We start from the raw sequence: 25,476 nt of genomic DNA on the forward strand, positions 1-25,476 counted from the left end.
AATCTCGCTTCCCCAGCCAATGCTGGAATCAGCGTGTCCACGAACAAGGGTCAGGCCCCAGCGTGGCCACGCCGGTGTTGGCCACGCAGGCGCGCGTGGCGCTCGGCGACCAGGTTGGCGAGCAGTTGGGCGTCGAGACGATGCTCGTCGTCATCGGCGAGCGTCCGGGCCTCAGCGCCGTCAACAGTCTGGGCATCTACATCACCCACCAGCCACGCCCCGGACGCCACGACGCGGAGCGCAACTGCATCAGCAACGTGCGGCCGCCGAGGGGCGTCGGCTACCAGCAGGCCGCCGTCACCACGCTGAGGCTGGTGCGCCGCATGCGGGAGCTCGGCCGTTCAGGCGTCGACGTGAAGGACGTCGCGGAGCCAGCCCCCCTCACCAACCGACCAGCACCGGTGGTCCAGGCGAACAGTTCGCTGTAGGGTGACCGCGCTGATGAGGATGACGTCGCGGCCGTTGTGGCGCCGTGCAGGTGGGTCGAACTCGCCGTGGTCTCCGCCTCGGCCGGGATGGCAGGAAGCGCAGGGGCTTGCACCAGGCGTTGCGAGAGGTTGTGGAGCAATGCGTCCAGTCTACCGGGGGGCAGCGGCCATTCGAGACGACCCCCTGCCTGGCGGCCACCAGGCCTCGGGGCGCACCGGGGGGACCTCCGCAGGATCGTGGGCATGCCAACGCCCAGCCCATTCGGAGGTCCCCCCGGTCAACTGTCCGTGGTGATGTCACCGCGGACGAAGGCAGCCGATGACCTGCTCAGAGGTTCACGATCATCTTGCCGGTGTTGGCACCGTCCAGCAGATCGATGAAGGCCTGTGGGGCGGCGTCGAGACCGTCACGGGCGGTCTCGTCCCAGTGGATGGAGCCGTCGGCGATCCAACGGCCCATGTCCCGCTCGAAGTCCGCCCTCGCCTGCTCGGCGTACTTGGCGATCACGAACCCACGCAGCGTGAGCCGCTTGCCGATGGCCAGCGCCAGGTTGTGCGGGGCGGAGGCCGGCTCGGTGGAGTTGTACTGGCTGATGGCCCCGCACATCGCCACCCGGCCATCGGTGCGCAGGTTCGCGATCGCGGCCTCCAGGTGGTCACCGCCGACGTTGTCGAAGTACACGTCGATGCCCTCCGGGGCGGCCTTCGCGAGCTGCTCGGTCACGTCGCCGTCGTGGTAGTTGAAGGCAGCATCGAAGCCGAGCTCCTCCAGACGGGCGATCTTCTCGGGGGTGCCAGCCGAGCCGATCACCCGGGAAGCGCCCTTGAGCTTGGCAATCTGTCCGACGGCCGAGCCGACTGCTCCCGCCGCGCCGGAGACGAAGACGGCATCGCCCTCACGCATCTCGCCGGCCAGCAGCAAACCCGCGTAGGCGGTCAGGCCGGGCATGCCCAGTACGCCCAGGTAGGCGCTGTCCGGCACGCCCCGGGCTGTCAACGGTCGCACCGCATCACCGGCCAGGATGGCGTGTTCCCGCCACCCGAGGCCGTGGGTCACCTTGGTGCCCACGGGCAACTGCTCCACCCGTGACTCGATCACCGTGCCGACGGCGCCGCCGTCCAGCGGCTGGTCGATCTGGAAGGGGGGCACGTAGGACTCGACGTCGTTCATGCGGCCGCGCATGTACGGGTCCACCGACATGATGGTGTTGCGGACGAGGACCAGACCGTCATCGAGATCGGGCAGGTCGACCTCGACGGTGCGGAAATTGTCAAGGGTGGGCTTCCCGTCGGGGCGGGAGGCGAGGTGGATCTCGCGGGTGTGTGTGGTCATCCCTGTACTCCTGTGGGTGGGTGGTGGTCAGTGGGTCAGCAGGTCGAGGAGGCGGCGGGCGGCATCAGCCGACGAGGCCGGATTCTGCCCGGTGACCAGCGTGCCGTCCGTGACGACGTAGCTGTCACCGTCGGGGCCCTTGCTGTAGCGGGCGCCCGCTTCCCTGAGGGAGTCCTCGACCAGGAACGGGACGATGTCGGTCAGCCCGGCGGCCTCCTCCTCGCCATTGGTGAAGCCAGTCACCGAACGGTCGGTGATGAACGACGTCCCGTCCTGCTTCTTGATGGCATGCAGCACGCCGGGGGCGTGGCAGACCAGGCCCAGCGGCCTGCCGGCGGCGCCGCTGTCGAGGATGATCTGCTGCGAGGTGGGATCCTCCACGAGGTCCCACAGCGGGCCGTGGCCGCCCGGGTAGAAGACCGCGTCGAACTGACTCACGTCAACCTCCGACAAAGGGGTGCTGGTCGTCAGGGCAGCCTTGGCCGCGTCGTCGGCCTCGAATCGACGGGTGGAGTCGGTCTGCATCTGCGGCAGCGTGCTGGTCGGGTCGACCGGCGGTCGCCCGCCCTTCGGCGAGGCCAGGGTGATGTCGTGTCCGGCATCGCGGAACACGTAGTAGGGAGCGGCGAACTCCTCGAGCCAAAAACCGGTCCTACGGTCGGTGTCACCGAGTTGGTCGTGGGATGTGAGGATCATCAGGATGCGGGACATGGCATCTTCCTTTCGATGTCTCGTGGAGTGGTTCCATGGTCAGGGGTGGCTGTGCCCCGGGTTGGGGCGGGGTCCACTGCTCAGGACCCACGGGGTCGGAAACGCGGACCAGACGCTTGTTGACGAACTCGTCGACGCCGTAGTCGCCCAGTTCCCGGCCGAAGCCAGAGCGGCCGACGCCGCCGAAGGGCAGTCCGGCGAGGCTGGTGCCGTGCTCGTTGACGTAGGCCATGCCCACGTCGAGGCGGCGGGCGGTGGCCTCGGCGAGTTCGAGGTCGTCGGACCACACCGAGCCGCTCAGTCCGAAGTCGGTCTCGTTGGCCAGGGCAACGGCCTCGTCCACGTCCGCGGCGCGGCACACGACCGCGACCGGTCCGAACAGCTCCTCCGACCAGGCCCGCATGTCGCGGGTCACGTCGGTCAGTACGGTCGCCTCCATGAAGGCGCCGGCACCCTCGCGCGGGTAGCCGCCGACGAGGACGTGGGCGCCGTGGCCCACGGCATCGTCGACAAGCTCCATCAGCTCGTCGCGGGCATCGGTGCTCGACATGGGGCCCACGTCGGTGGCCCCATCCTGGGGGTCCCCGACGACCGCTGCGGAGAAGGCAGCCGACAGCTTGTCGACGAAGGTGTCGTAGAACTCGTCGAGCACGATCATCCGCTTGGGCGAGTTGCAGGCCTGGCCGGCGTTGCTCAACCGCGCCCGGGCGGCGGTGCTCGCCACCGCGTCGATGTCACCACCGAGGACGATCAACGGGTCGGAACCTCCGAGCTCCAGCACCACCTTCTTGAGGTGCTTGCCGGCTGCGGCGGCGACCGAGGCCCCCGCGCCCTCACTCCCGGTGAGGGAGACACCGCGCACGCGCGGGTCGGCGATGATGTCCTCGATCTGGGAGCTGTCCACGAGGAGCGTCTGGTGGACTCCCTTCGGCAGACCGGCCTGGTCGAGGAGCTTTTCCACCTCGAGGGCGGAAGCAGCGCAGATCGAGGCCGGCTTCAGCAGCAGCGTGTTGCCGAGCAGCAGGTTGGGTGCGATGAACCGGGCGATCTGGTAGTAGGGGAAGTTCCACGGCATCACGCCCAGCAGGACGCCCAGGGGCTGCTTCTCCACGCGGGAGGAGTTCGCCCCCTGGTCCGGCAGGACCTCGTCGGCCATCAGCTCGTCGGCGCGCTGGGCGTAGTAGTCGAAGATCTGGGCGACCAGCTGCGCCTCGGCGATGCCCTGGGAGACGGGCTTTCCCATCTCGGAGGCCGCGATTCCGGCGAGCTCCTCCGCCCTCTGCTCGAACAGGTGCGCGGTCCGGGCCAGCACACCGGCGCGCTCCTCGACGCTCGTGCGCCGCCAGGAGGTGAAGGCCTCCTCGGCGGTGTCGATGGCCGTGCCCACCTCGCGTGGGTCGAGGGAGTCCCAGCTGCGGACGACCTTGCCTGTCGAGGGGTTCTGTGTGCGGTAGGTGGTCATGGTTGCCCCCGTTGTGTCGATGGGTTGGGGCGGTGCAGGTGGCGCGGTGGGTGGGGCCCAACGCGTTGGTGTCGCGGCGAGGCGGGAGGGTCAGTCGTCGACGACGACGACGTCGACGCGGATGTTGCCGCGGGTGGCGTTCGAGTAGGGGCACACCTGGTGGGCTTGGTTGGCCAGCTGCTGCGCCTCGTCGTCGGGCAGGTCGGGGATGACGACCTCAAGGGTGACTGCCAGGCCGAACCCCTCACCGGCCTTGCCGATGCTCACCTGGGCACCCACCGACGAATCGCCGAGATCCTTGTGCGCGTGGCGGGCCACCATCTGCAGGGCGGAGTGGAAGCAGGCGGCGTAACCGGCGGCGAACAACTGTTCGGGGTTGGCGCCCTCACCGCTGCCGCCCATCTCCCGCGGGATGGCCAGGTCGAACGAGAGCCGGCCGTCGGCGGTCTGGACGTGGCCGTTGCGGCCTGCGCCGGTGGCGATGGCCTCGGTGGTGTAGACGGGCTCGATCTCGATCATGGTGCCTCCTGGGCGGCGTCTGTGCGAGGCCTCTCCTGCCTCGCGATTGCAGAGACAACATAGCGCACAAGTGGATTGCGCACAATCAGATTGTGTCTGAGGTAGGATTGGGGTGTGAGTGACCAGATCCCCGACCTCGACCACCAGCTCTGCTTCTCCCTGTACAGGGCCAGCAGGGCGGTGACGCGCGCCTACCGGCCACTGCTCGAGGACATCGGCCTCACCTATCCCCAATACCTCGTCATGCTCGTCCTGTGGCACGCTGACAAGCCCGTCGGTGTCAATGACATCGGAGCTCGGCTGCACCTCGACAGCGGCACCCTGACCCCCCTGCTGCGACGGCTGGAGCAGGCTGGTCTCGTCACCCGGTCGTGGAGTGGCAACGATGAACGGCGCCGCCTGATCAGCCTGACCCAGGAGGGGAGTTCGCTGCGGTGCAGGGCAACCGGAGTCCCCGCACAGATGCTCGCGCTCTACCCGGGCCCACCAGAAAAGCTCGTCCAGGTGAAGGCATTCCTGGACGACCTGTCCACCCAACTCGAGTGACAACCACCATCCAGGAGGATCATTTCCATGCCCACCACACACCGCTCCCAAGAACTCGCACGAATCGCGCTCGGAGCGTTCATGGTCTACGCCGGCGTCTCCCACCTGAGCTTCAAGCGCCAGGAGTTCCAGGCACAGGTGCCCGACTGATTCCCCGGTGACAAGGATTCCGTGGTCATCGGCTCCGGCGTCGCCGAAGTCTTGGCCGGCAGCGCGATGCTGGCGCTGCCGCGTCATCGCATGCTGACCGGTGGTGCCCTGGCTGGGTTCTATGCCGCGGTCTTCCCCGGCAACATCGACCAGTATGCGGCGCGGCGAGACGGTTTTGGCCTCGACACCGATGGCAAGCGACTCGCGCGGTTGTTCGGCCAGCCCGCCCTGATCGCCGCGGCGCTGTGGTCGGCCGGCCTGCCCCGGTCGTAGCAGAAGACCGACCCCGGGCCCCACGCCCAGGGGCCGGGCGCAACCGGTCGGCATCGCGACGTGGAGGTGCACGCGCAGCGCACCTCCTGTCAGGACGGGGAGGTCTCGACCATGGCCGTCACGCCCAGCACACCGTGCTGGGCGTGGACGACACGCAGGTGTGGAGAAGGAGGTCGAACGCGACGGGTGGCACCTCCCGGGCCCTGCGGAACCGGCTTCGCGGCCTTGACCGTCCAACCCGGGAGGCACGCTGGAGTGCCAGCCCTGGCATGCAGGCCGGCACCCCGTAGGAGCGCGACGGTGCCACCGGCCGCCATGAGCCCTGTCACGGCGGTCGGGCCCCGGTCTCAGCAGAAGTCGGACTTGCGGATCAGGCCGTGCACGCCGGTGGTCTTGTCGACGAACTGGCTGACGTAGAAGTCGCTGGCCGCCGACAGGTAGGCGTAGGCGACAGCGCGGGGGATGCCCACGTCGACCTGCAGGTGGTCGAGCGCATTGATGACCGCCCTGCGCATCGCCCCACGTTCAGGTCGGTGTCGTCGCCGCCGACCAGGCCGTCAGGGTCACTGAGGCCGATCGGGATCCACGCGTCGCGGGTCTCGCCGAAGGGGTGGTGGAAGGCGACCGACGGGGCATCCCCAGACCCCTTCTTGCAGACCGACAGGCGGAAGGTGCCGCGCAGGGAACCCTCCATCGCAGTGAGTGCCCTCGCCCGGGCCCATCGCGTGGTGCGGGTCGCCGACGTAGAACAGGGCGCCCTCGGCCGCCACGGGCAGGTAGAAGGTGCTGTCCAGCCCGAGGTGGCGGATGTCGATGTTGCCGCCACCGAGGGGTGGGAGGGACGGAGTGCGCGGACGGGTCGTTCAGCGTGGTCGCCTCCGAGCGGGCGACGCCCATCATCCCGAAGAACAGCTTGCTGGCGGTGTACTCGCGCTTGCGACCGGCCTTGGCCATTCCTGTGCCCTCTTGCGTCACGGGAGCATCGAATGCTGGGGCTGGAACTCGACGGGGCAGTTGGGCAATGGGGCGACCATGGACTCCCTTGCGCCGGTGAATGTGGAGGGCATCGACGGCAAGGTCACCTCAATCACGGCTGGCTACAACCACACCTGTGCCCTCACGCGCGACGGTGGCGCGTGGTGCTGGGGATGGAATATGCAGGGGCAGCTAGGTGACGGAACGAGCACCAACTCAAGCACACCTGTTCACGTCCAGCTTCCCGGCAAGGTTAAGTCGCTGCGCGCGAGCGGCAACCAGACGTGCGCCGTTGCGCGCGACGGCGTGGGCTGGTGCTGGGGCGACAACTCGTATGGGCAGCTGGGCGACGGCACGCTCGTCAACGCAAACACGCCCCAGCGCGTAAGCACCACGAGCAGGCTGACCAGCATCAGCCCGGGTGGCAATTCCACTTGCGCGGTGACGGCTCGGGGTGGCGTCGAGTGCTGGGGGTGGAACTTGGGTGGCAGCTTGGGGTCTGGAAGCAGCGCGCAGTACCTCACCGCCCCCATGGCGGTCGTCGGGCTAGGGACCGGCATCTCCGAGGTATCGACCGGAGGCGATCACGCCTGCGCACTCGCCAATAGCGGCGACGTCTGGTGCTGGGGCGTCAACTTCAACGGTCAAACCGGCGGGGCTACGCCAATCGACGTGACTCCCACGCAGATCAGGGGGCTCCCCACCCCGACCGCGAGCATTGCCCTAGGAGACACGCACTCCTGTGCCGCCACCAAGGAGAAGAACGTGTTCTGCTGGGGGGCCAACCAGGTCGGTCAACTCGGAAATGGAAAACTCGACAACACCGCTGTTCCAGTGGCGGTTGTGCAGGCCGGGCACTAGCCGGCGGTTGGCGCCCACGAGGCCGCGACCCGGTTGGGTTCTCGGCAGGTCTTCAATGCGGCGGCGCGTCACGCGCTGTCGCTCGCGGGGCCTCGCCTACCGCGACTGGTCTGGCCCGAGGGCTCCGTCATCTCGAAATCGTGGGCCGATGAAGAGCGGGGGGGCGGGATCGTGCCAGGAGAACACCGTCGCGATGGCGTCAATGAGCCTGCCCTCGCTGACATATTGGGCCCCGGACTCAGCGTGGTGTTTGTGGGTACCGCGGTCGGGACCGCATCTGCCGAGCGAGGCCACTACTACGCGGGGAGGGGAAACCGGTTCTGGCAGCTACTTCACGAAGCAAAACTCACGCCCAGGCTCCTAGCACCGGAGGAGGATGCCTCCCTGTTTGACTTCGGGATCGGCATCACGGACCTAGTCAAGGGCGTTGCCCAGAGCCACGATCGCGGACTGGACTTCAGCGGGGCTGCGGGGGTGGCGGCTCACCTGGTGGCAGCCTGCCCACGCTGGGTGGCGTTCAACGGTTTGACCGCGGGGCGGGAGGCAGCACGCATACTCCGTTACGGCGGCTCCGTTGCTCTTGGCGAACAACCATGGACCCTCGGCACGAGCAGGGTCTTCGTGCTACCGAACAGCAGCGGTGCCTACGCGAGCATGCCGTACGCCGAAAAGTTGCGCTGGTGGACGGCCTTGGCGGCCCTGGTGGCAGTTTGAGACGCGGCTGTGGCCGCGATGCCGCGGAGTGGCTGACCCTGCGCCCATGGCGCCGAGCCCCGACGATGATTCAGAGGGAGGGCACATTCTCAAGCCGCTTCTTGGCTGCCTGGGTTGCAGCGCGGAAGCGTGAGAAGGTGTCAACAAACCATTGGGCCATGGCGGGGTATTGGCTGTGGTCGAAAATGTCCCATCCGGGGTCCGACGTGACTTGGATCCGGCAGCTTTTGCGCTCAGGGAGGGGGAGGAACTCGAGGCTGCCGCCGAAGTCGTTCTCGATCTGGGAGCGTTGTGTGCTGTAGTCGCTGAACTGGCGTGCGTTGAGTTCGGCGTCGGCGGATCCGAAGTAAAGTTCGACGCGGAGTACCCCATCCGCGTATACGAAGTGGTACCAAGCGGACGACATGCCGAAGGGCAGGGTCATCCAGTTGACCGGCTGGGCCGCCCGGGCGCGTGTCCACGAGCGGTCCTTGGTAGTTACCGTTTGCAACACGGTCGCCCAAAGAGCCTCGTACGCGAGAGAGCGCCCAGTGGCGCTGGAAGCTTCTTTCGCTCCCTGGACTCGTTTGGTCCAGTCGTTGGGTTTGACCACCAAGCGGAATTGGGGCGCAGGGGTGGACTCGCCGATGCGGACGGCGGCTATCTCGACACCGAAGAAGCGGATCTCCTCGATCGTGTTCTCGTTGAGCCAGTCCAAGGCGGCGCGGTGCTCGTCGCGGAAAGACGCTGCGCACCACACTATGGTCTTGGCCTTGGTGCCGCCGGCATACGTAAGCAACTGGCCTAGGTGCGTATGGTCAGTCTGTTCGAGTTGGTCCTCGATGATGACCTGCTCCCCGGTCTGCATGTCTCTGCCGATCAGGTCGAGCGCGAACCCACCGACTCGGTACTCCGCCTCGTCCAGCTCGAGGTCCACTCCGAGGACGTCGGCGAGCACGTCGGCGTTCTGGAGCAGCCACTGAGTGAACTGGTGGGCTTCGTGCTTCCACACCTCACGCAGCGGTACGACCGTCAAGCGCCCGAGCGCCGGAAGTTCACTCACCGTCGTAGCCTAGCCCGGACGAGGGTGCCTAGTCGCCGGTCTCCCCAACCCTGAGCGAGCGACCAGAGTCGTCGCTGCCCCCCCGTGACGACTACTTTGCACAGTCGCCCGCCGCCCGCCGATCTGCGCAGAGTAGTCCCGCTGATCGCGTGCAGACTTGGTCGCATCTCGACATCGGGTCGGCTGAATGACCGTGAAAAGGTCAGGTTGTGCGTGATATTTCGTGCACAACCTGACCTTTCGGCGTCAGCCAACCCATCGACCGGTTCGGCGTGAACTCCGCCCACTGCGTCAACCCGTCGGTGAGACTGGTTGTCAGGGCGCGCCGTGCCGGGCGTCCACCCCGACGATGCCTGAGGTGACGATGACGACGCCGACGTTCACCACCGAATCCGAACGCCACGTCTGGCAGACGTTGACCGATGCGATGCCGCCCGACTGGCAGGTCGTCGCCAACGTGCGCCTCATGACGGAGCGGCGCGACCACGAGGTCGATCTCGTCGTCCTCATCCCAGACGCGGGCATCGTCGTTGCCGAAGTCAAGGGCGGCAGCGTCTACTACGAGGACGGTGGCTGGTGGCTCACCTCCGGTGGGCAGACACGCAGCATCGATCCCATGGGCCAGGTCACCGACGGCCTCTACGAACTGCGGCGCTATGTCGAGGAGGACCCGCGGTGGTCCGGCGGCCGCGTGCGCTGGACGAAGGCGCTCATCGCTCCGTACACCGACTTCGCCGACGACTTCGCCGCTCCTGAGAGCCCGCGCTGGGCCGTCCACGGCCGCCGAGACATGGACGACCTCCCCGCTCGGCTCGAAGCAGCCGCGCGCAAGGGCGACCTGGCCGTGCCGAGCGCGGCGCAGTGTGACCTCCTCCGCGAGATCCTCGCGGGACGCAGCCTTCCCGTGCGTGACGTCGTCGCCCTCGCCGCCGAACACGAAGCGCGCGCCGAACGACTCACCGCCGAGCAGGCCACTCTGCTCAAGGTGACGCGCCTGCTCAACCGCGTCGAAGTTCGGGGTGGTGCCGGTAGTGGCAAGACCGTGCTCGCCCTCGCCCAGGCGCGCGAACTTGCTCGCGGCAGTGCGGAATCGCCCGCGCAGCGCGTCGCCCTCGTCTGTTACTCGATCGGCCTCGCCGCCCACTTCAAGCGGCTCACTGAGACCTGGCCGCGACGCCAGCGTCCCGCGTTCGTCGGCACCTTCGAGGAGCTGGGACGCTACTGCGGCATCGACGAGTTCGGCGCTCGCGACAACCCCGACTTCTGGGAGCGCGAGCTGCCGGAACAGATCGCCGCAAAGGCCGCCGAGTTGCCCGACGGTAAGAGGTTCGACTCCTTCGTCGTCGACGAGGCGCAGGACTTCGCCGACCTGTGGTGGCAGCCCGTCGTCGCGCTCCTACGCGACCCCGACCAGGGCGGCCTCTACGTCTACTCCGACGAGAACCAGCGGGTCTTCGATCGCTTCGGTCGCCCGCCGATGGCGCTCGTGCCGCTCGTTCTCGACCGCAACCTACGCAACACCAAACAGATCGCCGAGGCGTTCCGTCCCCTCGCGCCGGCGCGCATGTACGCCGGCGGCGACTCCGGGCCCGACGTGGAACTCGTCCGGTGCACGTCGGACGAGGCGATCAATGCCGCGGACGACGTCGTCGACAGCCTCTTCGAGGACGGTTGGGAGGCGACCGACATCGCCTTGCTCACCACCGGTCGCCGCCACCCCGTCCAGGTCGAGCAACAGGAATCGCTCGGCCAGGAGGGGTATTGGCGTTCGTTCTGGGACGGCGACGACGTCTTCTACGGCCACGTGCTCGGCTGCAAGGGGCTCGAGCGTCGCGTCGTCATCCTGTGCGTCAACGAGAAGGTCGGCCAGGAACGCGCCCGCGAACGCCTTTACGTCGGCATGTCACGTGCAACGGAGCAGCTCATCGTCGTCGGCGACCCGGATGTCATTGCCGAGATCGGCGGCCCAGGCGTCGCGGCGCGGCTCGGGTGCGGCTGATTGATCGCGAAAGTGTCAGGTTGTGCGTGATATTTCGTGCACAACCTGACGTTTCCGCGTCACTCGCCGGTGGGATCGTCGGCCGCGTTCGTGTCTACTGGGTCGCGTGAGTTCAGCCGAAGAGCACGATTACGCCGCCAGCATCGCCCGCGCGCTCGAGTCGCAGGACGAGTCGCTGCGACTGCGCGCAGCCCTCGCGGCGGGCACCCACCCGCATCCGAGCCTCGTCGAGCCCCTCGTGCGCCGGTGCGGAGTCGAACCCGACTTCTTCGTCCGCGAGAACCTCTCCTGGGCGCTCACGCGCCTGCCGGCCGACGACGTCCTGCCGCGCCTGCAGCGTGAACTCACGTCGAAGAACCTCTTCGCGCGCACCCAGGCCGTCCACACCCTGTCGAAGATCGGCGACCGCCGTGCCTGGCCGTGGATCACCGCCGACCTCCTCCACGACCCCGACGACGACCTCGCCCGCACCGCCTGGCGCGCCGCGGCTGCCCTCGTGCCCGACGACGAGGTGAGCGCCCTCGCCGGCGAGCTCGTCAAGGAACTCGGCCGCGGTGACGACGGCGTCCGCATGGCCCTGAGCGTCGCGTTGCTCGGCCTCGGCGAGCCTGCCGTCACGCCCGTTCAAGCCGCCATGAAGAGCCCTGAGTCCGCCGTCGCGGAGCACGCCCGCGCCACGGAACTGATGCGCACGCGCCCCGACCTCGCCTTCGCCGGGGCCCTCGAGGAGGCCAAACGCATCATCGCCATGGGCGGCGCGACGGGCTGATTCACCCCTCGAGGCGCACACGCTCACCCAACGGGCTTATAACGATTCGCCCTTTCGGGCGTGTGAAGTGTGATCTGCGCCATGACGCCTGGTTCTCTGGTGAGAGTTCGTTTCTGCCTCATGATAGATCCCCATGGACACCACGTACAAAATCATCGCGCTGACGATCTATTTCGGCGCGATGCTGGCCATCGGCCTGTTCGCCTTCCGCCGCACCAACGACGGTGACGACTACATGCTCGGCGGCCGTCGCCTCGGGCCGTTCACCGCGGCCATGTCCGCCGGAGCCTCGGACATGTCCGGCTGGCTCCTCATGGGCCTGCCGGGCGCGCTCTACATGAGCGGCCTCGTCGAGTCGTGGATCGCCATCGGCCTGCTCATCGGTGCGGCCGTCAACTGGTTGTCCATCGCCCCGCGCCTTCGTGAGTACACGGCTCTGGCGAAGAACTCCATCACCATCCCGAGCTTCTTCGAGAATCGTGTGGACGACCGTAGCCGCGCCCTGCGCGTCGCCGCGGGCCTCGTCACGCTCGTTTTCTTCACGTTCTACGTGGCTTCCGGCATGGTCGCCGGCGGCACGTACTTCGAGTCGACGTTCGGTGGCAACTACATGCTCGGCATGTTCCTCGTCGCCGGCGTGACGCTCGCGTACACCCTGTTCGGCGGCTTCCTCGGCGCCACCTACACCGACATGGTGCAGGGCCTCATCATGCTCGCGTCGCTCATCCTCGTTCCGCTCATCGCGATGTTCGCTGTCGGGGGCCCGGGCGAGATGTTCGACACCGTCAGCCAGATCAAGCCCGAGTTCACCTCCCTGACGGCGTCCGCCACCTTCATCGGTGTCGTCTCGTCGCTCGCGTGGGGCCTCGGCTACTTCGGTCAGCCGCACATCATCGTGCGCTTCATGGCGCTGCGCAGCTCGAAGGACGCCAAGGTCGGCACCGTCATCGGTATCGGCTGGATGCTCCTGTGCGTCCTCGGCGCGATCTTCACGGCGCTCGCGGGCCTCGCATACTTCCAGAAGCACAAGGACGCGCACCTCACCGACACGAAGAAGGGTGAGACCGTCTTCCTCGACCTCGCCCAGCAGGTGTTCCACCCGGCCGTCGCGGGCTTCCTGCTCGCCGCCGTGCTCGCCGCCATCATGTCGACGATCTCGAGCCAGCTCGTCGTCACGAGTTCCGCGCTCGTCGAGGACCTTGCCGGCATCCGTCAGAGCCGTCCGATGACGGCGAACCAGCAGCTGTGGGCCGGTCGCGCCGGCGTCGGCATCGTTGCCGTCGTCGCGATGCTGCTCGCGATGCAGCGCAACGACTCGATCCTCGAGCTCGTCGCGTTCGCGTGGGCCGGCTTCGGTTCGGCGTTCGGTCCTCTCGTTCTGCTGTCGCTGTTCTGGCGCCGCCTCAATCGTCAGGGCGCTCTCGCGGGCCTTGTGACGGGTGCGGTCGTCTCCTTCGTCTGGGGCAAGTTCGAGCTCGACACCAAGTGGGGCCTGTTCGGCGACCAGCACCTCTACGAGATGGTGCCGGGCTTCCTCCTCGGCCTGCTCGCGGCCATCGTCGTCTCGCTCGTGACGCCGGCGCCGTCCAAGGAGGTCACCGACACCTACGACGAGATGCTGCGTCTGCACCGCTCGCCGCGTACGGACGAGGAACTGGCCGCCAAGGCCTGACCCGTTCCGTTACGAATCGATCGGCGCGCAACCTGCATCGGGTTGCGCGCCGATCGGCGTCAACGGGGATGTCGGAGTCAGCCGGTAGGTTGCTCGCATGAGTGACATCTGGAGTCGTGTCCATGACGAGCGTCGGGCGCTCATCGCCGACCTCGCGGGTCTGCCCTCGCAGGCCTGGGAGCAGCCGTCGCTCGCGGCCGGGTGGACGATCCACGACGTGGCGGCTCACCTCGTCGACAATGCGAGGACGACCCCGCTGCGGCTGGTCGTCGCCATGGCCAAGGCGCGGTTCGACTTCGACCGGCAGAACGCGAACGGCGTCGCTGCTGCGAAGGGTTCGTCGCCGGAGGAGACGCTCCAGAGGTTGCGTGACGTCGCCTCCCGGCGTTCCGGACCGCCCGCGCCGAAGGCGAGCCGCCTCGTCGAGGAGATCGCGCACGGAGAGGACATCCGACGCCCTTTGGGTATCGAGCGTGACTATCCCGTCGCGTCCGTTCTCGACGCGCTGGACTATCAACTGCATACCCCGCAGCGCTTCGACGGGGCCAAGGAGTTGTTGGGTGACGTTCGGCCCGTCGCCACGGACGCAGACTTCTCCGCTGGCGACGGGCCGGTCGTCGAAGGCTCTGCGCTCGACCTGCTCATGGTGGCGACGGGCCGGGCACCTCGCACGGAGGGGTTGAGTGGTGCGGGTGTTGCGCGCCTCGTGGAGTTGGGCCGCGCGACAGCCTGACGAAGGCGAAGGGGCATCATGCCAAACGCCAACCAATATTGCTAATCGGCTGGGGTTCTGCCGCCGAGCTTGGCATGGTGGAACGCGAGCACGAACTTTCACCGGCCCTGCCAGCGCGCCGAAGCGGCTTGCGCGAGAGCTTGATTTCCTGCGGGGCTGACGACCCGAGGAGGAATGAATGTTCACGCGCTCCATGGAAGAAGTCGAAGCCGTCGAGTGGGGAAGTGGCACGAGCCACCGCCTCGTCACCGAGGACGACAAGATGGGCTACGCGATCGCCCGCACCCTCGTGCGTGCAGGCACCGAGTCGAAGCTCGAGTACCGCAACCACCTCGAATCCTGTTACTGCATCTCGGGTTCGGGCAACGTCGAGGACACGAACGGCAACGTCTACGAGATCACGCCGGGCACGGTCTACATCCTCGACAACCACGACCCGCACTACCTGCGGGCCTCCGAGCACGAGGACATGGAACTGCTCAGCATCTTCAACCCGCCGATCACCGGCAACGAGAAGCACACGCTCAGCCCTGACGGGTTCAGCTCCTACTGATCGGAGCCAGCGGACGTCGGACTCGGCGTTCGCTGACGAGGGCGAGCACCTCACCGACGCGCAGCCGCGCGGGTGCGGTGCTCGTTCTCGTTCGGCGTCAGCGAACTTCCCAGGGCTCGACGTCGCCGGGCACGACGTCGAACAGCGGGTGCGGTTTTGGGCGCGCGGTGACGACGACCGCCTCGAACCACTCCGGGTCGCGAGTCTCGACCTTCGCGCGCAGGTGCTGCCACTCGTAGTCGAGTTGGCCAGCGGTGACGCTCAGGCGGAGGCCCTCATCGGCGGGGCGTGACACGCGGGAACGGTCGAACGAATAGCCGCGGGCATCGGCGTCGTCGGCGAGGGCGTGCAGGTAGGTCGCGATGGCGACGAGCGGGTCGTCGGTCGCCCGAAACCGTTGCAGCTGCGGGTGATGCGTGTATCCGCGCGTTCCACCGGCGAGCACCTTCTGCGCGAGCAGCGCCTCGCGCCAACCGGCCACGAGCGCGCGACGATCGAGCTGGGAGGGGTGCAGGCTCCACAGGCGCACGGCTACTCCTGCCGCCAGGTGAGCCGCGGCGACGCGGGCGTCACAGCCAGTCCTTGCGCTTGAACATGAGCCACATGACGGTCGAAACGGTCGCCATGAGCAGCAGCGCGAACGGGTAGCCGAAGAACCAATGGAGTTCTGGCATCTTGTCGAAGTTCATGCCGTAGATGCCGGCGACGATCGTCGGTGCGAAGAGGATGGCGGCCCATGACGAGGCCTTCTTCACTTCGTCGGCCTGCGTGTTGGCCACCTCGGCGAGCCGCTTCATGTCGTCGTTCTGCACCTGCGCGACGAGGATCGCGTTGAGCTGCAGGATCTCCGAGAGCGATTGGCGGAAGCCGTCGGAACGTTCGATGACGCTCGTGACGTGGTCGTGGACGTCACGCATGAGCGCGATGATCTCGGGGTCGGTGCCGTACTGCTCTGCGCCGCGCTCGAGGCCGGCAAGCACGCGGTGCAGCGGCTTCACGGCGCGCTGCAGCTCCATGACCTCCTGCGAGAGCTCATAGATGCGGCGCGACACGTTGGGATCGGACTCGAAAACCTGCGTCTCGATCTCGTCGATGTCGTTCTCGAGCCCGGAGAGCACCGGCGCGTAACCGTCGACGACGAAGTCGAGCAGGCCGTAGAGAATCGCCTGCGGGCCGGCCGCGAGAAGGTGCCGGTTCTTCTCGAAGCGCTGACGCACGGCACCGAGCTCGGGCTGCGCGGTGTGGCGGACGGTGATGACGAAGTCGGGCCCGATGAAGGCGTGCACCTCGCCGAACTTCACGGTTTCCGACGTGTCGTCGTAGGTGGCGGGGCGCAGGACGACGAAGAGGGCGCCGCCGTAGCGTTCCGCCTTCGGCCGCTGGTGCGCGACGATCGCGTCCTCGACGGCGAGAGGGTGCAGGTCGAAGATCTCCGCGACGGTCTGGACCTGGCGTGCGGTGGGGTGCGTCATGCCGATCCAGGCGACGGGGTTGCCGCGCCGGTCGGGCTTGCGCAGATGCTCGAAGGTCTCGCGGATCGAGGCCGGCTCCGCGAGCGTGTAGCCGTCGTCGTAGATGGTGCTCTGCACGATCGTCGACTCAGGCGGACGCTCGTCCTCGTCACGTACGGGTTCGAAGGGCGTGTTGTCGCGTTCGGTGCGCAGGGGCGTGCCGGTCTGCTCCGTGCGCAGGACGGCGAGCGGCCCCGCGGTGATCGGCTTTCCTCGCCAAGTGGGCATGAGGTGAATCGTAGTGCGCGCCCAACGTTCGAGTTCTCGGCGCTGCGCGTCGTCGGTGGCGCGGAAGGCGGGGTGGGTACCCTCGGCGCAATCGGAACTACGCGAGGAGTGGGTGTGGGTCAGGTCGTTGATTTCGTCGAGGTGTCGACCGAGGGGCTCGAGTCGTCGCCCGCCGCCGAGGCACTCGCGGGGCTGCGCGCCAACGAGGCGCGCTACTTCAACACGAAGTACAAGACGACGTTCGTCGTCGAGAAGGCTTCGGACGCAACAGAACTGCTGGAATGGGTGACGCGCATCCTCAAGGAGGAGCGCGACATCGTCATCGCGTCGCCCGCGCTCGAGGTGAGTGAGAACGACGTCGACGGCATCACGTGGGTGCACGTGTTCTACGAGTCGGGTCTGTCGATCAACGTGCTCTACACGCGTGAGGACGGCGGAAAGCGCGCCGTCGGGTTCAAGCTCAGCCAGGGCATGGAGGTGCCCGAGGAGCTCTCGAGCTTCAAGTTCGCGCGCCAGAAGTCGAAGCTGGCCGGCGAGATCCGCGGGTCGTACTTCGTCATCAAGGGCGAGTACTGATCCCAGCTGTCTACGTTTGCTGCGGTTGGTGACGTTCCGCCGTCACCAACCGCAGCAAACGTAGACACTCACCGCACGTCAGTGCTTCGTCTTGCCTCCGCTCGAGAGGACGAACTGCTGCTGGGGCGTGTCCGACAAGGCCGCACGGGCCCGAGAGGTCGTCGCCCTCGGCGCCGTCTTCGTGGAGATGCACGCCGGCCTCGATGAGCAGGCGGAGGACGGCTACAGCCTCGACGCCCTGCTCGCCGCCGGCGAGGCCGCCGAGGTCCCGTTCTCCGTCGCCGGCGGCGTCAGTGCGGACTCCGTCGAGGCCGTCCAGCGGGCGGGAGCAGACGTGGCCGTCGCGGGCAGCGCCATCTACAGCGCATCGGACGTCGCCGGCGCGGCCGCCGCCATCCGCTCCGCCATCAGGTGACCACCGCCCACCGCATCCCGTGGTGAGGGGCAGGTGGCGGCACGCCCGGACCCTTTCCCCTCCCACCGGGTGCGGTGGACGCAGAAGCGCTCGATCCGCGTCATGGCGATCGTGACGTGCCGGGCGGCGCCGCGGCGCATCCCAACGGCCCCGCCGTGGGCGATGTCGCTGCGGTCCCCTCGGACCTTCTCCGCGCCGGACCCGTGGTGGAGCGGCGCTCGTCCGCGTGACACCCCCGCTGGAGCTGCCCGCCAGGACCGGCGCCGGTGACACCGGTCCCTCCGCGACGTGCGCGAGCCGACGGCCCTGGCACCAGTGATCGTCCACCCTCGCCCCGCGATGCGATCCGAATCGGGGGGTGAGGGGCGTCAGGAGCGTTGCAGCGACCTGCCCCCGTCTTCCCCGATCACACCCCCTACGCACTCGTCACCGCCGCTGAAGCTCCGGCATGCTGGCCCCACCGGCGCCAGGCCCGCCCCGGGCATCGTCCAGGACGGGATCGGCGAAGGATCCGTGCACAGAGCCGGCCCGGGATCAGGCGGGGATCATGCCGTGGGGATCGATGATGAACTTCTCCGAGACACCGGTATCGAACTTCGCGTAGGCGTCGGGGGCCTCGTCGAGGCTGATGACCTTGGTGTTGAGCATGTCGCTGAGGTAGGGCATGCGGTCCCACAGGATCGACATCATCAGCTCACGGTTGTAGTGCATGATCGGGGCCTGGCCGCCGGAGATCCGAGGCGACTTGATCCACGCCTTGCCGAAGTCGAGCGGGTAGGTGCCCTCCTGCTCGGCCTTGGACGAGGCCAGCGGGTCGGGGCCGTAGACGCCGACGATGCCGGTGGCACCGCCTGCGCGGGTGGCGTCCATGACCTGGTTGATGGCGTGTGCGGGGCTCATGTCCTTGGCCTCACTGCCGATCCCGTGGGCTTCGTTGCCGACGTAGTCGACGGCGCAGTCCACCATGGGTTCGCCGAGGATGGCCTCGATCTGATCGGTCAGCGGCACGTCCTGGTTGAGGTCGATGGTCTCGCAGCCGTTGTCCTTCATCAGGTCCAGCCGGTCCTGGTGGTAGTCACCGACGATGATGCAGGAAGCGCCCAGGAGCCGGGCTGCTGCGGCGCCACAGCGTCCCACAGGTCCGGCGCCGGCAATGTAGACGGTCGAGCCGGGCTTGGCCCCGGCCTCCATGAGGCCGTGGAACGCGGTGGGCAGGATGTCCGAGAGCAGGGCGAGGTCACGGATCTTCTCCATGGCCTGGTCTTTGTCCGGGAAGCGGAGCAGCTGGAAGTCGGCGTAGGGGACGAACAGGTACTCCGCCTGCCCACCCTGGAAATCACCCAGGTTGAACCCGTAGGCGCCGCAGGACACGTCGGGGTTCACGGTCTCGCACACCTCGGTGTGGCGGGCACGACAGTTGCGGCATCGGCCGCAGGCGACGTTGAAGGGAACCGAGACCAGGTCGCCTTCGGAGAGGAATTCGACGTCGGAGCCGATCTCAACGACCTCGCCGGTCATCTCGTGCCCCATCACCATGCCCTGGGGTACGGGGAAGGAACCGCGGTAGATGTGCAGGTCGGAGCCGCAGATGTTGGTGGCGACGATCTTGAGGATGACGCCGTGCGGGGCGCTCCTCCCGTTCGGCATCTCGAGCTTCGGGAAGTCGAGGGTCTCGACGCGCATGTCCTTGACGTTCTGGAACACGACGGCGCGGTTGCTGCTTGCCATGACGATCTCCTCCAGTTGGGGATGGCCCGGTCGCGGAAGTGCCACGGTCATATGGATGCCCGTCGTCCGCGACCTCGGCTCGTTTCGAGCATAGGACAAGGCGGAGCCCCGTGCTCCACCCTGGCGCCTGCCCCCGCTGCGGCGACAGGCGCCACGGGCAGGTGGGCCGTGGAGGACGGGGCCGTGCTCCGACCGATGGGTGGAACGCGTTGCTAGTGTCGCCGGCATGGTCGAAGCACGCAGGTCCTCGTCGTCGGACTCCTCACCCGTTCAGCCCGACGTGCTGGTGCTCGGCGCACGCGAGCACAACCTCCAGGACATCGACCTCACGGTGCCCCGCGACGCTCTGGTGGTGTTCACCGGGGTCTCCGGCTCGGGGAAGTCGTCTCTGGCGTTCGGAACCCTGTTCGCGGAGTCCCAGCGCCGTTATCTCGAGTCCGTCGCCCCCTACGCCCGTCGCCTCATCGACCAGGCAGGCGTCCCGGACGTCGATTCCATCACGGGCATGCCGCCGGCCGTCGCTCTTCAGCAGCAGCGCGGGGGCCGCAGCGCGCGGTCCTCAGTAGGCAGCATCACCACGCTCTCGTCACTGGTGCGCATGCTCTACTCCCGGGCCGGCCACTACCCCGATGACCAGCCGATGCTCTACGCCGAGGACTTCTCCGCCAACACCGTGCAGGGCGCATGCCCGGAGTGCCACGGCATCGGCCGGGTGTACGAGGTCACCGAGGACACGATGGTGCCGGACCCCTCACTGACGATCCGCGAGCGGGCCATCGCCTCCTGGCCGACGGCCTGGCACGGTCATCAGCTGCGCGATGTGCTCGTCGCGCTCGGCTACGACGTCGATGTGCCCTGGAAGGACCTGCCGAAGGAGGATCGGGACTGGATCCTCTACACGGACGAGACGCCGTACGTCCCGGTCCACTCGCGGCTCACGCTCTCCGAGGCGCAGGCCGCGACCGCGGCAGGCGTGGAACCGAGCTACTCGGGCACCTTCGTCGGAGCTCGTCGGTACGTCCTGGACACGTTCGCGAACACCAAGAGCGAATCGATGAAACGGCGCGTGGCGCAGTTCCTCACGGTTGCTCCCTGCCCTGCCTGCCATGGGAAGCGGCTGAAGCCGGAGGCCCTGTCCGTGACGTTCGACGGCCTCGACATCGCCGATCTCTCCGCTCTGCCCCTCGCGGAGCTCTCGACGCTGATCGACCGGGCGGTCGAACGGGCCACCAGCGCTCTCGACAGGGCCGATTCGGCGGGCAGCACCGGTGGCCGGGCTGCCCGACGCGACGCCGGGCAGCGGGCCGACTCCGCGGGATCAGCGCCCGCGGCCGCCGACGGCGTGATCCCGGCGCCTGACCGCTCGGTCGAGAAGCTGGCAGCGACAGCGCGATTGGGCGCGGAACTCGTCAACAGACTGCGGCCGATCATCGATCTCGGTCTGGGGTACCTGTCCTTGGACCGCACCACACCCACGCTCTCCGGCGGGGAGCTGCAGCGACTGCGACTCGCGACCCAGCTGACCTCCGAGCTGTTCGGTGTGGTCTATGTGCTCGATGAGCCGTCCGCTGGGCTTCATCCGCAGGACGTCAGCGCGCTGCTCGGCATCCTCGACGGGCTCAAGCGCCGGGGCAACAGCCTGTTCGTGGTGGAGCACTCGGTGGACGTGATGCGGCACGCCGACTGGCTGGTCGACATCGGGCCCGGCGCGGGTGAGCGCGGCGGCCGCGTCGTCTACAGCGGGCCCTACGAAGGGCTCGCCGAGGTGGAGGAGTCCGTCACCCGCGGATACGTCTTCGGGGGCAGCGGCCTGCCCCACCGGACGCCTCGCGAGCCGCAGGGATGGCTGAAGCTCGAGCACGTCACGCGCAACAACCTGCGCGACGTGTCGATCTCCTTCCCGCTCGGGGTGTTCACCGCCGTCACCGGAGTGTCGGGATCAGGCAAGTCCAGCCTGGTCAGCCAGGCCCTCCCCGCGCTGCTCGACGAACGGCAGGGACGAGCTGACCAGGCGGAGGACGCTGACGCCGCCGAAGGGGACGAGCTCCTGCTGTCGGACGAGCCCGACGAGCTCGAGGGAGAGATCCGCGGCGACGTCGACGGGGTGCGCCGCGTCGTGAGTATCGACCAGAAGCCCATCGGGCGCACCCCGCGCTCGAACGTCGCCACCTATACGGGCCTGTTCGACCACGTGCGGCGGAGGTTCGCGGAGACGCCCGAGGCTCGCGCTCGCGGGTACAAAGCGGGCACGTTCTCCTTCAACGTCACCGGCGGTCGCTGCCCGACCTGCAAGGGCGAGGGATCCGTCATGGTGGAGCTGCTCTTCCTCCCCTCGGTCTACACCGAGTGCCCCGACTGCCACGGCACCCGCTACCAGTCCAGCACGTTGGAGATCGCCTGGCGCGGCCGCAACATCGCGGAGATCCTCGCCATGAGCGTCGAGGAGGCCCACGACTTCTTCCACGGCGAGTTCGACATCATGCGGTCGCTCGCGGCGCTGGTCGACGTCGGCCTCGGGTATCTCCGTCTCGGACAGCCGGCCACCGAGTTGTCCGGAGGTGAGGCGCAGCGGGTGAAGCTCGCCTCCGAGCTCCAACGCTCCCAGCGCGGGGACACCCTCTACGTCCTCGACGAGCCGACGTCCGGGCTGCACAGCGCCGATTCCGATCGGCTCGTGACCCACCTACAGGCCCTCGTCGACGCCGGCAACACCGTCGTCGCGGTCGAGCTCGACATGCGCATCGTCGCCGTGGCGGACCACGTCATCGACCTCGGGCCCGGGGCGGGGGACGATGGCGGCACGGTGGTCGCCTCAGGCACGCCTGCGCAGGTCGCCTCGTCCGGAGCCGGTGCGTCGGCACCGTACCTTGAGGCCGCGCTCCGGGAGGCCGCCTCCCGGACGTGAGCGTCGGACGGCTGCGACGGGGTCGATGACCTCGTCGCAGGGAGCGCATCGGACGAACAGGCTGCGTCGCCTGATCGGCGACCCTCGAACGACGCTGAACGGACGTCCTGCGGCGTCGTCGACGTCCTCGTGCCCCGACGTCCCGGCGTCCCGGCGTCCCGGATGAGATGGCCACGGGCGCCCCGTCGCTGACGTACGAGGTCTACACTGGCTGACGGGCCAGACGCTCACATTCGGCCAGGCCCCGGTGAAGAAGCCCCACCGTCGATGGCGGAACGTCAGCGACGACCTCCGGGCCGAAGGTTTTTCTCCGTCCCCCACCACCCGGCCCGAGAATCGGCAGCCACCACCTGCCGGTACCTCGATGAGCGCAACGACGACTGCACCCGAGTCGTCCTGCACCCGAACCACGCCGCCCGGTACGGACGGCGTGCGGCTCGCCCCCACGGGCGAGCCGTCATCTCTCGCAGAACGGAGCAGAACATGGCAGACGAATTGCATGGCAAGCGGATCGCGATCCTGGCCGCGGACGGCGTCGAGCGCGTGGAGCTCGAGCAGCCGCGACAGGCGCTTCAGGACGCCGGGGCCACGACCGTGCTGCTCTCGCTGCACGATGGCGAGATCAAGGCCCGCGAGAACGACCTGGACGAGGCCGGAACGTTCTCGGTCGACGCCCTGGTGAAGTCCGCCTCGGCCGACGAGTACGACGCCCTGCTGCTTCCCGGCGGCACGGTCAACCCCGATCAGCTGCGCGTGGACGCCGACGCCGTCGGATTCGTGCGCGACATCATGGTCGCCGACAAGCCGGTCGCCGCGATCTGCCACGGACCGTGGACGCTGGTCGAGGCCGGTGTCGCGAAGGGTCGGACGCTGACCTCGTACCCGAGCATCCGCACCGACCTGCGCAATGCCGGAGCGAACGTCGTCGACGAAGAGGTGGCGCGCGACGGGAACCTGATCACCAGCCGCTCGCCCGAGGATCTCCCGGCCTTCAACGCCGCGATGGTCGAGCTGTTCAGCCAGGAGAAGTGAGGAAAACATGGTCAACGTTGCATTGTCGGTCGTCGTTCACGCCAAGCCGGGGAAGGAGCAGGACGTCGCGGACTTCCTCCGCAGCGCCCGCCCCATCGTCGAGCAGGAGGAGGGGACGCAGGCCTGGTTCGCCCTGCAGTTCGACGCATCGACCTTCGGGATCTTCGACGTGTTCCCCGACGACGAGGCCCGCCAGACCCACCTCTCGGGTGGCGTCGGTCAGGCACTCGCTGCGCAGGGAGCTGATCTGTTCAGCACCGAGCCGAGCATCCAGAACGTCGACGTGATCGCGTACAAGCTGCCCGGCGAGACCGCCTAGAGCATCAGCGTCGATTAACGATCTGGCCGCGATATCGCGGCCAGATCGCTATTTCTGCACCAGATGCCCGGGCCACCTTGGGCGACCCACCGCAACGCGGCGCCGGGCAGCCCGCGGCTGCCTAGACTCACGGAGTATGTGCGGCATCGTGGCGATCCATGACCCAACCGGTCCGAACGAACAGATCGGGCGCGAGATGCTGGCCCGTATCCGCCACCGCGGCCCCGACGGCGTCGGCGAACACCTCGCCGGCCCCATCTGGCTGGGCCACGTGCGCCTCTCCATCGTCGACCTCGCGGACGGAGACCAGCCGCTCGGCCCAGCCGACGGCTTCTGGGCCGTCGTGAACGGCGAGATCTACAACCACCGCGAACTGCGCAAGGTCGAGGGCCTGCACTTCCGCCGCGACGCCACGGACTCCGACTCCGAGGCCGCCCTCGCGGCCGCCGTCGACGGTGACCTGGAGGCGCTCGCGGCCCTGCGCGGCATGTACGCCTTCGTCGTCGCGCACCCCGACGGGCGCGTCACCGCCGTCCGCGACCCGCTCGGCGTCAAGCCGCTCTACTGGGCGCACTCCGGCGGCGCGGTCTACTTCGCCTCCGAACTCGCGGCGTTCCCCGAGTCGATGCGCGGCGCCGTCGAGGACTTCCCGCCCGGCTTCCGCTGGACGCCCGACGAAGGCCTCGTACGCTTCCGTGAACTCCACATCGGCGGCGAGTTCGTCGCGTCGAAGGACGAGGCCCGCACCGCCATCCGCGACACCCTCGTCACCGCGGTGCGCCGCCGCATGATGGCGGACGTCCCGGTCGGCGTCTTCCTCTCCGGCGGCCTCGACTCGAGCCTCGTCGCAGCCATCATGGCGCGCTACGCCGACGACGTGCCCGGCCCGATCCACTCGTTCGCCGCGGGCACGGCGGGCAGCTCCGACCTTGCGGCCGCACGCCGCGTCGCCGAGCACCTCGGCCTCACCCACCACGAGCGCATCTACGACGCCGACGAAGTGGTGGCCGTCCTGCCCGAGGTCGTCACGTCGATCGAGTCCTACGAGCCGTCCCTCGTGCGCAGCGCCGTGCCCAACTACCTCCTCGCGGAGACGACCGCCGAGACCGTCAAGGTCGTGCTCACCGGCGAGGGCGCCGACGAACTGTTCGCCGGCTACGCGCACTACCGCGACATCGACGAGGCCCACGACCTCGCCGACGAACTGCGTCGCGGCATCAGCGGCCTGCACAACCTCAACCTCCAGCGCTGCGACCGCGTGACGATGGCGCACGGCCTCGAAGCGCGCGTGCCCTTCCTCGACCGCGACCTCGTCAACCTCGCGGGCCGCATTCCGATCGAGTGGCGCCTGCCCGGAGAGCTCGGCCAGGAGAAGGCGCTCCTGCGCGAGGCGTTCACCGGCTGGCTCCCCGAGGATCTGCTGTGGCGGACCAAGGAGCAGTTCGGAGACGGCAGTGGCACCGCCGACGTCATGACCGAACGCGCGGCCCACCTCGTGCCCGAGGACGACTGGGCCGACGAACGCGTCGCCGGCCTGCCTGCGCCGCGTACCCGCGAAGAACTCGCTTACCAGCGGATGTTCGCGACGCGCCTCGCCGGAGTGAACTCGCACGTCCTGGGCCGGTTCGCGACGGCGTGACGCGTGGCGCGAAGCCCCGACTCACCGTGAGTAGCGGACTGCGCCGTCGGTGTAGCGATACCCGATGGGGAACTCGGTGATGATGACCCCGTTCGGGTAGTCCACGAGGACCTCGTCGGAGTACGCGTCCGCCTCGTCCGCGGTGGCGAAAACCCCGAGCACTGTGTTGTGAGGGGACTCGTCGTGCTGAACGATCCAGACGGAATCCGGCTTGCGTCCGGTCGGCCCGGTCGGTCTGCGCATGCTCGTCATGGTGGCACGCCGATGGCGGCGTAACACCGGCGAGCGCCCCACCCTGCGGAGTTCGATCCTGCGGTGGAAGCCACCCGATCCCTACGTACTGAACGGTAGGTGCTCCGTGGGCGGCACCATGGCCTGAAGAG

At 68.1% G+C, this 25,476-nt stretch carries 25 protein-coding genes and 2 pseudogenes; 16 read left to right on the forward strand and 11 right to left on the reverse strand.

Going from position 1 to position 25,476, the window contains the following annotated elements:
* The first annotated feature begins 62 nt into the window (after positions 1–62).
* Complete coding sequence (locus EVU97_RS10990) at positions 63–428, forward strand: ethanolamine ammonia-lyase light chain EutC (RefSeq protein WP_052946860.1); 366 nt, start codon at positions 63–65, stop codon at positions 426–428.
* 328 nt (positions 429–756) lie between these two features.
* Here the strand turns inward: EVU97_RS10990 and EVU97_RS10995 are convergent, their stop codons facing one another.
* The 4 genes from EVU97_RS10995 to EVU97_RS11010 all read right to left on the reverse strand — a co-directional run bounded on the left by EVU97_RS10995 (position 757) and on the right by EVU97_RS11010 (position 4,453).
* Positions 757–1,761 carry an NADP-dependent oxidoreductase gene (locus EVU97_RS10995; RefSeq protein ID WP_047310893.1) on the reverse strand — a complete coding sequence of 335 codons (1,005 nt, stop codon included), beginning with the start codon at positions 1,759–1,761 and terminating at the stop codon, positions 757–759.
* 27 nt (positions 1,762–1,788) lie between these two features.
* Positions 1,789–2,472, reverse strand: a complete 684-nt coding sequence (locus EVU97_RS11000) for a type 1 glutamine amidotransferase domain-containing protein (protein WP_047310894.1) — start codon at positions 2,470–2,472, stop codon at positions 1,789–1,791.
* The gene (locus EVU97_RS11005) at positions 2,426–3,934 is read right to left on the reverse strand and encodes an NAD-dependent succinate-semialdehyde dehydrogenase (protein ID WP_129665795.1); all 1,509 of its coding nucleotides are present in this window, start codon (positions 3,932–3,934) and stop codon (positions 2,426–2,428) included. The genes EVU97_RS11000 and EVU97_RS11005 overlap by 47 nt, the downstream gene beginning before the upstream one ends.
* Before the next feature lie 90 nt (positions 3,935–4,024).
* On the reverse strand, positions 4,025–4,453 hold the full coding sequence (locus tag EVU97_RS11010) for an organic hydroperoxide resistance protein (protein WP_129665798.1): 429 nt from the start codon (positions 4,451–4,453) through the stop codon (positions 4,025–4,027).
* Positions 4,454–4,567: 114 nt separating this feature from the next.
* On the opposite strand from EVU97_RS11010, the gene EVU97_RS11015 reads away from it, so the two are divergent.
* Entirely contained in the window at positions 4,568–4,999 is a 432-nt protein-coding gene (locus EVU97_RS11015) for a MarR family winged helix-turn-helix transcriptional regulator (protein WP_047310897.1), read from the forward strand.
* Positions 5,000–5,026: 27 nt separating this feature from the next.
* Positions 5,027–5,422: pseudogene (locus EVU97_RS11020) on the forward strand (hypothetical protein).
* 347 nt (positions 5,423–5,769) lie between these two features.
* On the opposite strand, the gene EVU97_RS15250 reads toward EVU97_RS11020, so the two are convergent.
* Complete coding sequence (locus EVU97_RS15250; protein ID WP_225911270.1) at positions 5,770–5,937, reverse strand: hypothetical protein; 168 nt, start codon at positions 5,935–5,937, stop codon at positions 5,770–5,772.
* Positions 5,938–5,985: 48 nt separating this feature from the next.
* Positions 5,986–6,192: a hypothetical protein gene (locus EVU97_RS15255; RefSeq protein WP_240730208.1), complete on the reverse strand. Its 207-nt coding sequence runs from the start codon at positions 6,190–6,192 to the stop codon at positions 5,986–5,988.
* A gap of 43 nt (positions 6,193–6,235) precedes the next feature.
* Here EVU97_RS15255 and EVU97_RS11030 point away from each other — a divergent pair, with 43 nt between their 5' ends.
* Together EVU97_RS11030 and EVU97_RS11035 are read left to right on the forward strand one after the other, a co-directional pair.
* On the forward strand, positions 6,236–7,258 hold the full coding sequence (locus EVU97_RS11030; RefSeq protein ID WP_225911276.1) for a hypothetical protein: 1,023 nt from the start codon (positions 6,236–6,238) through the stop codon (positions 7,256–7,258).
* 243 nt (positions 7,259–7,501) lie between these two features.
* Positions 7,502–7,972: a mismatch-specific DNA-glycosylase gene (locus EVU97_RS11035; protein ID WP_323132707.1), complete on the forward strand. Its 471-nt coding sequence runs from the start codon at positions 7,502–7,504 to the stop codon at positions 7,970–7,972.
* 70 nt (positions 7,973–8,042) lie between these two features.
* Here the strand turns inward: EVU97_RS11035 and EVU97_RS11040 are convergent, their stop codons facing one another.
* A complete protein-coding gene (locus EVU97_RS11040) occupies positions 8,043–9,014 on the reverse strand; it encodes a DUF4268 domain-containing protein (RefSeq protein ID WP_129665802.1) in 972 nt (323 codons plus the stop codon).
* A 364-nt stretch (positions 9,015–9,378) separates the two neighbouring features.
* On the opposite strand from EVU97_RS11040, the gene EVU97_RS11045 reads away from it, so the two are divergent.
* The 5 genes from EVU97_RS11045 (at position 9,379) to EVU97_RS11065 (ending at position 14,740) form a co-directional block, all read left to right on the forward strand.
* Positions 9,379–11,013 (forward strand): nuclease-related domain-containing DEAD/DEAH box helicase, encoded by a 1,635-nt coding sequence (locus tag EVU97_RS11045; RefSeq protein WP_225911274.1) that lies wholly within the window; start codon positions 9,379–9,381, stop codon positions 11,011–11,013.
* Between the two features lie 106 nt (positions 11,014–11,119).
* On the forward strand, positions 11,120–11,782 hold the full coding sequence (locus tag EVU97_RS11050; protein ID WP_052946862.1) for a HEAT repeat domain-containing protein: 663 nt from the start codon (positions 11,120–11,122) through the stop codon (positions 11,780–11,782).
* A 133-nt stretch (positions 11,783–11,915) separates the two neighbouring features.
* Positions 11,916–13,454 carry a sodium/proline symporter PutP gene (putP, locus tag EVU97_RS11055; protein WP_129665806.1) on the forward strand — a complete coding sequence of 513 codons (1,539 nt, stop codon included), beginning with the start codon at positions 11,916–11,918 and terminating at the stop codon, positions 13,452–13,454.
* A gap of 97 nt (positions 13,455–13,551) precedes the next feature.
* Positions 13,552–14,187, forward strand: coding sequence for a maleylpyruvate isomerase family mycothiol-dependent enzyme (locus EVU97_RS11060; RefSeq protein WP_129665808.1), 636 nt, complete (start codon positions 13,552–13,554; stop codon positions 14,185–14,187).
* A 178-nt stretch (positions 14,188–14,365) separates the two neighbouring features.
* The gene (locus EVU97_RS11065; protein WP_129665810.1) at positions 14,366–14,740 is read left to right on the forward strand and encodes an ectoine synthase; all 375 of its coding nucleotides are present in this window, start codon (positions 14,366–14,368) and stop codon (positions 14,738–14,740) included.
* A gap of 97 nt (positions 14,741–14,837) precedes the next feature.
* Here the strand turns inward: EVU97_RS11065 and EVU97_RS11070 are convergent, their stop codons facing one another.
* Both EVU97_RS11070 and EVU97_RS11075 read right to left on the reverse strand, forming a co-directional pair.
* Positions 14,838–15,269: a pyrimidine dimer DNA glycosylase/endonuclease V gene (locus EVU97_RS11070; RefSeq protein WP_047310904.1), complete on the reverse strand. Its 432-nt coding sequence runs from the start codon at positions 15,267–15,269 to the stop codon at positions 14,838–14,840.
* Positions 15,270–15,309: 40 nt separating this feature from the next.
* Positions 15,310–16,479, reverse strand: coding sequence for a magnesium and cobalt transport protein CorA (locus tag EVU97_RS11075; RefSeq protein ID WP_082128684.1), 1,170 nt, complete (start codon positions 16,477–16,479; stop codon positions 15,310–15,312).
* A gap of 114 nt (positions 16,480–16,593) precedes the next feature.
* Between EVU97_RS11075 and EVU97_RS11080 the strand changes: the two genes are divergently transcribed.
* Together EVU97_RS11080 and EVU97_RS11085 are read left to right on the forward strand one after the other, a co-directional pair.
* The gene (locus tag EVU97_RS11080) at positions 16,594–17,055 is read left to right on the forward strand and encodes a phage tail protein (RefSeq protein WP_129665812.1); all 462 of its coding nucleotides are present in this window, start codon (positions 16,594–16,596) and stop codon (positions 17,053–17,055) included.
* A 124-nt stretch (positions 17,056–17,179) separates the two neighbouring features.
* Positions 17,180–17,470 (forward strand): annotated as a pseudogene (locus EVU97_RS11085) (3-hexulose-6-phosphate synthase); the annotation flags it as partial.
* Positions 17,471–18,004: 534 nt separating this feature from the next.
* Here the strand turns inward: EVU97_RS11085 and EVU97_RS11090 are convergent.
* Positions 18,005–19,198, reverse strand: coding sequence for an alcohol dehydrogenase catalytic domain-containing protein (locus tag EVU97_RS11090; protein ID WP_129665814.1), 1,194 nt, complete (start codon positions 19,196–19,198; stop codon positions 18,005–18,007).
* Between the two features lie 226 nt (positions 19,199–19,424).
* On the opposite strand from EVU97_RS11090, the gene EVU97_RS11095 reads away from it, so the two are divergent.
* The 4 genes from EVU97_RS11095 to asnB all read left to right on the forward strand — a co-directional run bounded on the left by EVU97_RS11095 (position 19,425) and on the right by asnB (position 25,093).
* Complete coding sequence (locus EVU97_RS11095) at positions 19,425–22,103, forward strand: excinuclease ABC subunit UvrA (RefSeq protein WP_129665816.1); 2,679 nt, start codon at positions 19,425–19,427, stop codon at positions 22,101–22,103.
* Between the two features lie 483 nt (positions 22,104–22,586).
* On the forward strand, positions 22,587–23,135 hold the full coding sequence (locus EVU97_RS11100) for a type 1 glutamine amidotransferase domain-containing protein (protein WP_047310907.1): 549 nt from the start codon (positions 22,587–22,589) through the stop codon (positions 23,133–23,135).
* A gap of 7 nt (positions 23,136–23,142) precedes the next feature.
* Entirely contained in the window at positions 23,143–23,454 is a 312-nt protein-coding gene (locus tag EVU97_RS11105; RefSeq protein WP_047310908.1) for a putative quinol monooxygenase, read from the forward strand.
* 136 nt (positions 23,455–23,590) lie between these two features.
* Positions 23,591–25,093 (forward strand): asparagine synthase (glutamine-hydrolyzing), encoded by a 1,503-nt coding sequence (gene asnB, locus EVU97_RS11110; RefSeq protein WP_129665819.1) that lies wholly within the window; start codon positions 23,591–23,593, stop codon positions 25,091–25,093.
* 21 nt (positions 25,094–25,114) lie between these two features.
* Here the strand turns inward: asnB and EVU97_RS11115 are convergent, their stop codons facing one another.
* Positions 25,115–25,336: a hypothetical protein gene (locus EVU97_RS11115; RefSeq protein WP_129665821.1), complete on the reverse strand. Its 222-nt coding sequence runs from the start codon at positions 25,334–25,336 to the stop codon at positions 25,115–25,117.
* Between the last annotated feature and the right edge of the window lie 140 nt (positions 25,337–25,476).

It is taken from the genome of Dermacoccus sp. 147Ba (genome assembly GCF_004151355.1).
GTDB classification, from domain to species: Bacteria; Actinomycetota; Actinomycetes; order Actinomycetales; family Dermatophilaceae; genus Dermacoccus; species Dermacoccus abyssi.